At 67.2% G+C, this 3002-nt stretch carries 3 protein-coding genes; 2 read left to right on the top strand and 1 reads right to left on the bottom strand.

Annotation, left to right across the window (positions count from 1 at the left end; translation table 11 throughout):
• Window positions 1-274 (top strand): hypothetical protein (locus AB0I10_RS40880; RefSeq protein WP_363157813.1); only part of this gene is annotated, 274 nt, incomplete at its 5' end.
• Window positions 275-1015: 741 nt separating this feature from the next.
• Here AB0I10_RS40880 and AB0I10_RS40875 read toward each other — a convergent pair.
• Entirely contained in the window at window positions 1016-1375 is a 360-nt protein-coding gene (locus AB0I10_RS40875; RefSeq protein ID WP_363157812.1) for a MerR family transcriptional regulator, read from the bottom strand.
• 64 nt (window positions 1376-1439) lie between these two features.
• Here AB0I10_RS40875 and AB0I10_RS40870 point away from each other — a divergent pair, with 64 nt between their 5' ends.
• Window positions 1440-2579 (top strand): alkene reductase, encoded by a 1140-nt coding sequence (locus AB0I10_RS40870; protein ID WP_363157811.1) that lies wholly within the window; start codon window positions 1440-1442, stop codon window positions 2577-2579.
• The last annotated feature ends 423 nt before the right edge of the window (window positions 2580-3002 follow it).

The raw sequence follows: 3002 nt of genomic DNA, 5'->3' as shown, positions 1-3002 counted from the left end.
TACAAAAAAAAAATTTTTAAAATCCCCGTTTCAACCCGACGCCCAATCGGCGGAGCCGCCCGACGGACGGCTCCGCACGCACGCCACCCAGCCGCCGGCCGACCGGCGCCCACCGACGACCTTCAACCGCACCGTGCTGTCGGCTGTCTCCGCCCCATGTCCGGCCGCGCCCGGCGCGGCCCTGGCCAGCCGCCACCGACCGCGAGGCCGGCGGTCGCCGATCGTCGATCCCCGGACACCCTCCTGCCGTCATGGCCGTCCTGACCACTTCTGAACTGCGTGAAGTCGAACCGCACACCCGCGACGCCCCGGAGAACCCCTTGTGCGTAACCTGCCGGCGCCTGCTGGAGGAGGCCCGGAATAAGCCGACGACAGCCGTCTGAGGCGCGCTAACCGTGTTGGATCCCGGTGGACTCTGCCGAACCCGGGCATCGCCGAAGAGGAAACCTGAGCAGCGCCCCGCCCAAGACGGCCCGGCAGTGGATACGCCGGAACAGTCCTCAACGCCCCGGAGGCGGGAGGGTGTTCCTCGTCGCCGCCGTTATCGCGGGTCCCGAGAAGACGTCTCCGAGTGGCACACCGACGCGCCCGAACGAGCGTCTACGAAGTGGTTCGACCAAACCACTTCGTAGACGTGCCTAACGTGCCTGCACCCGCTGAGAGCCGCCTGACCTGCGCCAACAGCCCGGCCTCACGCACCGCCCTCGCCAGCTCCTCCTGGCCCTTGGTGAGAGCCTCGCCCCGAGAACGGCTCGGCGCGCGAAGTAGCGCGCCTGCTTCTGCCAGTCCCCGCCCTGACCGAACCTCGGTGGAACATCGTCTGTCCAGATTCGCCCCGATGGTCAGGCACTTCGTTCGAAGCGGAACCAGAACCAGGCAAAGAGCCGTGGGCTGAACGCTGCCGTCCCGGTGATCGCCGTCGTGTTGATAGCGGTCTCGGGGTTGCGCGTCGCTCGATCGGACCGCTATCCGCGGTTTACCCATGTGACGCCGGCGCGGGAGTCGGCGGAGACGTTCACGTCGACAAAGCCGTATCGATGACTTCGTCCAGGACGTCGCGGGAACGGATCAGGTCGGTGATTTTTCGATTGATGCGGTCCCGTTCCGCGCTGAGTTCGTTGACCAGCCGTGGAGTGGCGATCTCGTTCGGTCCGCCGTCTGCGTCCCGCATGCAGGGGAGCAACTGCGCGATCTTCTTGCTGTTCAGCCCTGCGGCGTAGAGAGCCTGGACGCGGATGACGCGGTCGACCGCCCACTCGCCATAGTCGCGGTGGCCTCCTGGAGTGCGCTCGGCCCTCAGCAGCCCCTGCGTCTCGTAATAACGCAGCGAACGCTCGCTCACCCCACTGCGCCGAGCCAGTTCACCGATCCGCATTCCCCACCTCGCATGCAACTCAGGACTTGAACCTGACACTGATGTCAACTTCTACCGTATCGGCATGACGAACACACCGGTTGACTCCCGCCTCTTCGAACCCGCCCGCCTCGGCGCTCTGCGCCTGCCCAACCGCCTGGTGATGGCCCCGATGACCCGCAACCGCGCCGCAGCCGACGGTGTCCCGCAACCGATCATGGCCACCTACTATGCGCAACGTGCCTCCGCGGGGCTGATCATCGCCGAGGCCTCCACACCGAACGCAGTGGGGCAGACCTACCCCAACATCGCCGCGATCTACAACGAGGCGCACGTGGCCGGGTGGCGGCGCGTCACCGACGCGGTGCGCATCGCGGGTGGCCGGATGTTCCTGCAGCTGCAGCACGGTGGGCGGGTCGGCCACCCCGATAACAGTGGGCTGACGCCGGTTGCGCCGTCGCCGGTCCCGCTCCCGGAGACGATCTTCACCCCCGGCGGGCACCAGGCTGCCGTCGTGCCCCGTGAGATGACGATCGACGAGATCCACTCCACTGTGGCCGACTTCGCCGCTGCCGCCCGAGGCGCCATCGACGCGGGCTTTGCCGGAGTGGAGGTGCACGCCGCCAACGGCTACCTCCTGCACCAGTTCCTGGCACGGGGCACCAACCACCGCACCGATGCCTACGGCGGCCCGGTGGCCGGCCGCATCCGGTTCGCGGTCGAGGTGATCCAAGCCGTCGCCGATGCGATCGGCCCCGAGCGGGTAGGCGTGCGGATCGCCCCCGGACTCACCGTCAACGGCATAGACGAGGGCGACACCGAGAGCATCTACCCGGCGCTCATCGATGCACTGGCCGATACCGGCTTGGCCTATCTGCACATCGTCTTCGCCGATCCGGACCAGCCCCTCTTCCAGAACATCCGGAAAAGCTGGCCGGGCACTCTGATCGCCAATCCGAATCTGGGGTGGGGAGGACCGTTGCCCGCCGACGGCGGAAGGCACGCGAGCGAGCGGCTGCTCGCCGCGGGAGCCGACCTGATCTCCCTCGGCCGTGGGTTCCTGGCCAACCCCGACCTGGTCGAACGGCTGCGCATCGGCGCACCGCTCAATCCGGTCCGAGATCAGGGCCTGATGTACACGGGCGGCGAGACCGGCTACACCGACTACCCCATGCTGGCCACCGACCACCACCAAGCCCAGATACCGGAACCGGCCACCCCCTGACCAATGCAAGTCAAGGCCGCCTGCCACACCCGGCCACCCATCGTGAATTCCGACCGATCCCTGCACCCTGCGGGCCCCTCACCACCGGGAAAACCACGTCGACGGTCCCCTCTGCCGCATCCCGACCAAAGCCGGCAGGGGCCTGACGGGTGCGGCACAGGGCACGAGTGAAGCCCCGCGAGACAGGCGGCAGTACAGGATGGACGAGGAACTGCTGCAACTCATGGCGAAATACGGGGCGCTGACGCTGCACCAGGCGCCCGCGCACGGCAACGGGCTAAGCGGTTACGGCGAATCACATGCTGATCCTCTTCGGTGCCGGAGCCCTGACTAAGGGCTCGCAGAGAATCAACGTGTTGCTTCACGTGATTCGGCTCGTTGGTCTGGTATGGGCGTCTCCGATGAAGTTCGTGGTCAACTCGC

This window comes from Streptomyces sp. NPDC050636 (genome assembly GCF_040654775.1).
Taxonomy (GTDB): domain Bacteria; phylum Actinomycetota; class Actinomycetes; order Streptomycetales; family Streptomycetaceae; genus Streptomyces.
This window is presented reverse-complemented; position numbering and strand designations above follow the sequence as displayed.

What these genes read in the sequence shown, in the direction of transcription:
- AB0I10_RS40870 (WP_363157811.1), top strand. Translation starts at nt 1,440, where the DNA reads ATGACGAACACACCGGTTGACTCCCGCCTCTTCGAACCCGCCCGCCTC.
- AB0I10_RS40875 (WP_363157812.1), bottom strand. Translation starts at nt 1,375, where the DNA reads ATGCGGATCGGTGAACTGGCTCGGCGCAGTGGGGTGAGCGAGCGTTCG.